This is a genomic window from Peribacillus acanthi (assembly GCF_003073175.1).
Lineage (GTDB): Bacteria > Bacillota > Bacilli > Bacillales > DSM-1321 > Bacillus_BN > Bacillus_BN acanthi.
In genome coordinates, this window is the sequence record NZ_QBBX01000020.1 from 21,417 (window position 1) to 28,130 (window position 6,714).

Annotated in this window: 12 protein-coding genes; all 12 read right to left on the reverse strand. The window is 40.9% G+C overall.

The annotated features are described in order from the left end of the window. Positions 1-7 precede the first annotated feature (7 nt). Positions 8-271, reverse strand: a complete 264-nt coding sequence (gene rpsQ, locus DBX25_RS17160) for a 30S ribosomal protein S17 (protein WP_108672008.1) — start codon at positions 269-271, stop codon at positions 8-10. A gap of 19 nt (positions 272-290) precedes the next feature. Continuing rightward, positions 291-494, reverse strand: a complete 204-nt coding sequence (gene rpmC, locus DBX25_RS17165; protein ID WP_108672009.1) for a 50S ribosomal protein L29 — start codon at positions 492-494, stop codon at positions 291-293. Then, positions 484-918, reverse strand: coding sequence for a 50S ribosomal protein L16 (gene rplP / locus DBX25_RS17170; RefSeq protein ID WP_108672010.1), 435 nt, complete (start codon positions 916-918; stop codon positions 484-486). The genes rpmC and rplP overlap by 11 nt, the downstream gene beginning before the upstream one ends. Before the next feature lies 1 nt (position 919). Then, positions 920-1,576 (reverse strand): 30S ribosomal protein S3, encoded by a 657-nt coding sequence (gene rpsC, locus DBX25_RS17175; protein WP_108672011.1) that lies wholly within the window; start codon positions 1,574-1,576, stop codon positions 920-922. A 3-nt stretch (positions 1,577-1,579) separates the two neighbouring features. Then, positions 1,580-1,921, reverse strand: coding sequence for a 50S ribosomal protein L22 (rplV, locus tag DBX25_RS17180; protein WP_108672012.1), 342 nt, complete (start codon positions 1,919-1,921; stop codon positions 1,580-1,582). Between the two features lie 17 nt (positions 1,922-1,938). Further along, positions 1,939-2,217 (reverse strand): 30S ribosomal protein S19, encoded by a 279-nt coding sequence (rpsS, locus tag DBX25_RS17185; protein WP_108672013.1) that lies wholly within the window; start codon positions 2,215-2,217, stop codon positions 1,939-1,941. Positions 2,218-2,277: 60 nt separating this feature from the next. Beyond that, positions 2,278-3,108, reverse strand: a complete 831-nt coding sequence (gene rplB / locus DBX25_RS17190; protein WP_108672014.1) for a 50S ribosomal protein L2 — start codon at positions 3,106-3,108, stop codon at positions 2,278-2,280. A gap of 26 nt (positions 3,109-3,134) precedes the next feature. After that, complete coding sequence (gene rplW / locus DBX25_RS17195; RefSeq protein ID WP_108672015.1) at positions 3,135-3,419, reverse strand: 50S ribosomal protein L23; 285 nt, start codon at positions 3,417-3,419, stop codon at positions 3,135-3,137. Beyond that, positions 3,419-4,042: a 50S ribosomal protein L4 gene (rplD, locus tag DBX25_RS17200; RefSeq protein ID WP_108672016.1), complete on the reverse strand. Its 624-nt coding sequence runs from the start codon at positions 4,040-4,042 to the stop codon at positions 3,419-3,421. The genes rplW and rplD overlap by 1 nt, the downstream gene beginning before the upstream one ends. 28 nt (positions 4,043-4,070) lie before the next feature. Then, positions 4,071-4,700 (reverse strand): 50S ribosomal protein L3, encoded by a 630-nt coding sequence (gene rplC, locus DBX25_RS17205; protein WP_108672017.1) that lies wholly within the window; start codon positions 4,698-4,700, stop codon positions 4,071-4,073. 34 nt (positions 4,701-4,734) lie between these two features. Beyond that, positions 4,735-5,043 carry a 30S ribosomal protein S10 gene (gene rpsJ / locus DBX25_RS17210; protein ID WP_019244375.1) on the reverse strand — a complete coding sequence of 103 codons (309 nt, stop codon included), beginning with the start codon at positions 5,041-5,043 and terminating at the stop codon, positions 4,735-4,737. A gap of 539 nt (positions 5,044-5,582) precedes the next feature. Then, positions 5,583-6,714 (reverse strand): elongation factor Tu (gene tuf / locus DBX25_RS17215; RefSeq protein WP_240620376.1); only part of this gene is annotated, 1,132 nt, incomplete at its 5' end.

The following is a 6,714-nucleotide window of genomic DNA, read 5'->3' on the forward strand; positions in this document are numbered from 1 at the left end:
AGTTATATTAGATAATAACAGCTTTTTCTACTACCTCTACAAGACGGAAGCGTTTTGTCGCAGAAAGTGGACGAGTTTCCATGATTTTCACGATATCGCCAATTTTCGCTTCGCTTTGCTCATCATGAGCCTTAAACTTCTTAGAGTACTTAACGCGCTTACCGTATAACTTATGCGTTTTATAAGTTTCTACAAGTACCGTAATAGTTTTATCCATTTTATCGGATACTACGCGGCCAGTGTAGACTTTGCGTTGGTTGCGTTCGCTCATTCAGCAAACCTCCCCTCTATTATCGATTGTTAGCACTGATCTCTCTTTCACGAATAACAGTCTTCATTCGAGCGATCGATTTACGTACTTCACGGATACGTGCAGTATTTTCAAGTTGTCCAGTTGCTAACTGGAAACGAAGATTGAATAATTCTTCTTTTAATGATTTAGCTTTTTGTTCAATTTCGGCAGTGGTTAGGTCTTTAATTTCATTAGCTTTCATTTGATTCACCACCAATTTCTTCTCGTTTTACAAACTTACACTTAACTGGAAGTTTGTGTGACGCAAGACGTAATGCTTCGCGAGCGATCTCTTCAGATACACCTGCAATTTCAAACATTACTTTTCCAGGTTTAACAACTGCTACCCATCCTTCTGGAGCCCCTTTACCGGATCCCATACGTACTTCTAGAGGTTTAGCAGTGTAAGGCTTGCTTGGGAAAATTTTAATCCAAACTTTACCGCCACGTTTCATGTAACGTGTCATAGCGATACGAGCAGACTCAATTTGACGGTTAGTGATCCAAGAAGCTTCTAGTGATTGTAAACCAAACTCACCAAAATGAACTTCAGTACCACCTTTCGCACGGCCTCTCATTTTACCGCGGTGTTCACGACGATATTTTACGCGTTTAGGCAATAACATATTATTTTCCTCCTTCCTCGGATTTCTTCTTAGTAGGAAGGACTTCTCCACGGTAGATCCAAACTTTCACGCCTAACTTACCGTAAGTTGTATCAGCTTCAGCCGTAGCATAGTCGATGTCAGCGCGAAGTGTGTGTAGTGGAACTGTACCTTCGCTATAATGTTCAGAACGAGCGATATCTGCTCCGCCAAGACGACCAGAAACCATTGTTTTGATACCTTGTGCACCAGCACGCATAGTACGTTGGATAGCTTGCTTTTGAGCACGACGGAAAGAAACACGGTTTTCTAATTGACGAGCAACGTTTTCTGCAACAAGTTTAGCGTCAAGATCAGCTTTCTTAATTTCAATGATGTTGATATGAACGCGTTTACCAGTTAATTGGTTTAGCGCTTTACGAAGTGCTTCAACTTCAGTACCACCTTTACCGATAACCATACCTGGTTTAGCAGTGTGTACAGAAACGTTGATGCGATTTGCAGCACGTTCGATTTCAACTTTAGATACAGAAGCATCGCTTAAACGTTTCGCGATATATTCACGAACTTTAAGATCTTCGTGTAAAAGAACTGCGTAGTCCTTATCTGCGTACCACTTTGACTCCCAATCACGGATGACACCAATACGCAAACCGACCGGATTCACCTTTTGACCCACAGATTACCCCTCCTTCTTCTCTGATAATACGATTGTAATATGACTTGTACGTTTATTAATTGCGCTTGCACGACCCATAGCACGTGGACGGAAACGCTTCAAAGTTGGTCCTTCGTTAACATACGCTTCAGTAACTACTAGATTGTTAATATCCATTTCGTAGTTATGCTCTGCGTTAGCCATAGCAGATTTCAATACCTTTTCTACTACTGGAGAAGCAGATTTCGGAGTATGACGAAGGATAGCAACCGCTTCACCTACTTGCTTGCCTCGAATTAGATCTACAACTAAACGAACTTTACGAGGAGCAATACGAACTGTGTTAGCAACAGCTTTAGCTTGCATGAGATGCCCTCCTCTCATTAACGTCTTGTTTTCTTGTCGTCACTAGCGTGACCTTTATATGTGCGTGTTGGTGCGAATTCACCAAGCTTGTGGCCTACCATATCCTCTGTAATATATACAGGAACGTGTTTACGTCCATCATATACAGCGATAGTATGACCGATAAATTGTGGGAAGATTGTAGAACGACGAGACCAAGTTTTAACTACTTGTTTCTTCTCAGTTTCATTTAAATTCTCAACCTTTTTCATTAAATGATCATCAACAAATGGACCTTTTTTTAGGCTGCGACCCATGAGTGTACCTCCCTTCGTGATTGTTCTACGGTTCGGTTGTTGAACCGTAGCTCAACCCTGTTATTTTTTACGACGACGTACGATGAATTTATCGGACTTGTTTTTCTTTTTACGAGTTTTAGCACCAAGAGTTGGTTTGCCCCATGGTGACATTGGAGATTTACGTCCGATTGGCGAGCGTCCTTCTCCACCACCGTGTGGGTGATCAACTGGGTTCATTACAGAACCACGAACAGTTGGGCGCTTACCTAACCAACGAGAACGACCAGCTTTACCGATGTTAATAAGTTCGTGTTGTTCGTTACCAACTTGACCAATAGATGCACGGCAAGTAGCAAGAATCATACGTACTTCACCAGAAGATAGACGAACTAGAACGTAACGTCCTTCTTTACCAAGTAATTGTGCAGATGTACCAGCAGAACGAACTAACTGGCCACCTTTACCAGGTTTTAATTCGATATTGTGGATAACAGTACCCACAGGAATGTTAGCTAATGGAAGTGCATTACCTACTTTAATGTCAGCCTCAGGACCAGACATAATCTCCATTCCAACTTGTAGGTTTTTAGGAGCTAGGATATAACGCTTTTCACCATCAACATAGTTAATTAGTGCAATGTTTGCCGAACGATTCGGATCGTATTCGACAGTGGCAACGCGTCCAGGTATACCATCTTTATCGCGCTTAAAGTCGATAATACGGTATTGACGCTTATGGCCGCCACCTTGATGACGAACAGTTAACTTACCTTGGTTGTTACGGCCGCCTTTTCTTTTTAAAGGAGCAAGTAATGACTTTTCCGGTTTGTCAGTAGTGATTTCAGCGAAATCGGAAACAGTCATATTACGTCGACCATTTGTGGTAGGTTTGTACTTTTTAATCGCCATGTGTAATTCCCTCCTTCTCTAGTAGATTACGCTTCAAAAAATTCGATTTCTTTGCTTTCAGTTGTTAAAGTAACAATCGCTTTACGACGCTTGTTAGTATAACCAGCATGACGACCCATACGCTTATACTTACCTTTGTAGTTCATGATGTTTACTTTTTCAACTTTAACGCCGAAGATTTCTTGCACAGCGTCCTTAACTTGTGTTTTGTTAGCTCTTACATCAACTTCAAACGTATATTTTCTTTCACCCATAAGGTCAGAAGAACGTTCAGTGATTACGGGGCGCTTAATGATATCGCGAGCATCCATTATGCAAGCACCTCCTCTACTTTTTCAACAGCAGCTTTAGTCATGATTAGTTTGTTGTGACCAACAAGATCTAATACACTTAAGCCTGCTGCGTCTACTACAGTAACCCCAGGAAGGTTACGAGCAGATAAAGCAACTTTCTCATCAAGAGTATCAGTAACGATTAGTGCTTTCGTATCTACTGATAAACCATTAAGTACAGCTTTGAATTCTTTTGTTTTTGGAGCTTCGAAAGTTAAACCTTCAAGTACCAATAGGCTTTCTTCGATTACCTTAGCTGATAATGCAGATTTAAGAGCTAAACGACGCATTTTCTTAGGTAATTTATAGCTGTATGATCTTGGAGTTGGTCCGAATACAGTACCACCACCACGCCATTGTGGAGAACGGATAGATCCTTGACGAGCACGTCCAGTACCTTTTTGACGCCATGGTTTACGTCCACCGCCTGCTACTTCAGAACGACCTTTTACTTTATGAGTTCCTTGACGTAAGGAAGCTCTTTGCATAATGATTGCTTCGAATAAAACGTGCTGATTAGGTTCGATACCAAAAATAGATTCGTTAAGTTCGATTTCGCCTTTATTAGAACCTTTTTGGTCAAATAATGTAACTTTTGGCATTTTCTAATGCTCCTCCTTTCCTATTAAATTATTTCGCTTTTACCGCACTTTTAACTTGAACTAAGGATTTTCTCGCACCAGGTACGTTTCCTTTAATTAAAAGTAGGTTGCGTTCAGCGTCAACTTTTACAACAGTAAGGTTTTGAACAGTTACTTGTTCTCCGCCCATACGACCTGGTAAAAGTTTGTTTTTAAATACGCGGTTAGGCGCTACAGGTCCCATTGAACCAGGGCGACGGTGATAGCGAGAACCATGAGACATTGGTCCGCGAGATTGGCCGTGGCGCTTGATTGAACCTTGGAATCCTTTACCTTTTGATACACCTGTTACATCAACAGTTTCGCCTTCAGCAAAAATGTTAACTTTGACTTCTTGACCTACCTCGTACTCGCCAAGGTTTACTCCGCGAAGTTCGCGAATGAAGCGCTTAGGTGCAGTGTTTGCTTTAGCAACGTGTCCTTTAGCAGGCTTGTTAGAAAGCTTTTCACGCTTATCGTCAAAACCTAATTGGATCGCTTCGTAACCATCCACATCAACAGTTTTAACTTGAAGTACTACGTTAGCAGCTGCTTCAACTACAGTTACAGGGATTAGTTCGCCGTTTTCAGCAAATACTTGCGTCATACCGATTTTTCTTCCTAAGATTCCTTTGGTCATGAGTCACACCTCCTGATTTGTTTTAATTTATAAATTATAATTTAATTTCGATATCTACGCCTGATGGCAGATCTAAACGCATTAATGAATCAACTGTTTGTGGAGTTGGGTTCACGATGTCGATTAGACGTTTGTGTGTACGCATCTCGAATTGCTCACGAGAATCTTTGTACTTATGAACCGCACGTAGGATTGTGTATACTGATCTTTCAGTTGGTAACGGAATCGGACCAGAAACAGCAGCACCTGAACGTTTTGCAGTTTCAACAATTTTCTCAGCAGATTGATCAAGAATTCTGTGATCATATGCTTTTAAACGGATACGAATTTTTTGTTTTGCCATTATTTTCCCTCCTTTTCGCCTATTTTTAAAATAGACAGTTCTCCGTGAAAATTTCCCACACACCGCCATGGCAAAGCGGCCGGGTGTGTCAGCAACCTCTCACTTCATCGCGGTCAAAGACCAACATTGTCTATTATACATAAAACATAAAGTAATAGCAAGTTAAAGTTTGAACAAACGTTAAATAACTTGAAAATAAATACTATCTTTATGTCGCACACTTTTTCTATTATACATAGCAAATGTATATAATTCAAGTGATTGTTTAATAATAGAATTTCCCAATTATAACATGTTTCTTCTATTATATATGTGCATTCACGATCCACTTTAAAACTAGTACAAATTTAATTGACTATATTTGAAAACTTGAGACACGTCATCCTTTTTAGCGCCAGTGTGTGTGCAGTTGCACATGTAATTCATTTCTACGCTTGGTTTCTACTTGGATCACCATCTCACTGGAAATACATGCTCTCATTTAGTAAAACAAAAAAAGATGTAGAGAGCGTCCTCTCTACATCTTTTTATTAAAATAATTATTCTTGGATAGATGCTACAACGCCAGCGCCTACAGTACGTCCACCCTCACGGATAGAGAATTTAGTACCTTCTTCGATAGCAACTGGAGCGATTAGTTCAACAGTCATTTCGATGTTGTCACCAGGCATAACCATTTCTACACCTTCTGGAAGATTACAGATACCTGTAATGTCAGAAGTACGGAAATAGAATTGTGGGCGGTAGTTAGTGAAGAATGGAGTATGACGTCCACCTTCTTCTTTAGAAAGAACGTAAACTTCCGCTTTGAATTTAGTGTGTTGTTTGATTGAACCTGGCTTAGCTAATACTTGGCCACGCTCGATATCTTCACGTGATACACCACGAAGAAGAGCACCAATGTTATCTCCAGCTTCAGCGAAGTCAAGAAGTTTACGGAACATTTCTACACCAGTTACAGTAGTAGATTTTGCTTCTTCAGTGAAACCAACGATTTCAACAACTTCACCAACTTTAATTTGTCCACGCTCAACACGACCAGTAGCAACTGTTCCACGACCTGTGATTGAGAATACATCCTCAACTGGCATCATGAAAGGCTTAGCGTTGTCACGCTCTGGAGTTGGGATATACTCGTCAACAGCATTCATAAGCTCGATAACTTTAGCTTCCCATTCAGCTTCACCTTCAAGAGCTTTAAGAGCAGAACCTTTGATTACTGGAATGTCATCACCAGGGAAGTCATACTCAGATAGTAGGTCACGGATTTCCATTTCTACTAATTCTAATAACTCTTCGTCGTCAACCATGTCACATTTGTTCATGAATACAACTAGGTAAGGAACACCTACTTGACGAGAAAGAAGAATGTGCTCACGAGTTTGTGGCATTGGACCATCAGCAGCAGATACTACTAGGATTCCGCCGTCCATTTGAGCAGCACCAGTGATCATGTTTTTAACATAGTCAGCATGTCCTGGGCAGTCAACGTGCGCATAGTGACGAGCATCAGTTTCGTACTCAACGTGTGCAGTAGAGATTGTGATTCCACGCTCTCTTTCTTCTGGAGCACCGTCGATTTGATCGTATGCACGTGCTTCTGCTTTACCTTCTTTTGCAAGAACAGAAGTGATTGCAGCAGTTAAAGTAGTTTTACCATGGTCAACGTGA

Excerpts from the sequence above, each read along its gene's own strand:
- rpsQ (WP_108672008.1), bottom strand. The coding sequence starts at position 271 with ATGAGCGAACGCAACCAACGCAAAGTCTACACTGGCCGCGTAGTATCC.
- rpmC (WP_108672009.1), bottom strand. The coding sequence starts at position 494 with ATGAAAGCTAATGAAATTAAAGACCTAACCACTGCCGAAATTGAACAA.
- rplP (WP_108672010.1), bottom strand. The coding sequence starts at position 918 with ATGTTATTGCCTAAACGCGTAAAATATCGTCGTGAACACCGCGGTAAA.
- rplV (WP_108672012.1), bottom strand. The coding sequence starts at position 1,921 with ATGCAAGCTAAAGCTGTTGCTAACACAGTTCGTATTGCTCCTCGTAAA.
- rpsS (WP_108672013.1), bottom strand. The coding sequence starts at position 2,217 with ATGGGTCGCAGCCTAAAAAAAGGTCCATTTGTTGATGATCATTTAATG.
- rplB (WP_108672014.1), bottom strand. The coding sequence starts at position 3,108 with ATGGCGATTAAAAAGTACAAACCTACCACAAATGGTCGACGTAATATG.
- rplW (WP_108672015.1), bottom strand. The coding sequence starts at position 3,419 with ATGGATGCTCGCGATATCATTAAGCGCCCCGTAATCACTGAACGTTCT.
- rplD (WP_108672016.1), bottom strand. The coding sequence starts at position 4,042 with ATGCCAAAAGTTACATTATTTGACCAAAAAGGTTCTAATAAAGGCGAA.
- rplC (WP_108672017.1), bottom strand. The coding sequence starts at position 4,700 with ATGACCAAAGGAATCTTAGGAAGAAAAATCGGTATGACGCAAGTATTT.
- rpsJ (WP_019244375.1), bottom strand. The coding sequence starts at position 5,043 with ATGGCAAAACAAAAAATTCGTATCCGTTTAAAAGCATATGATCACAGA.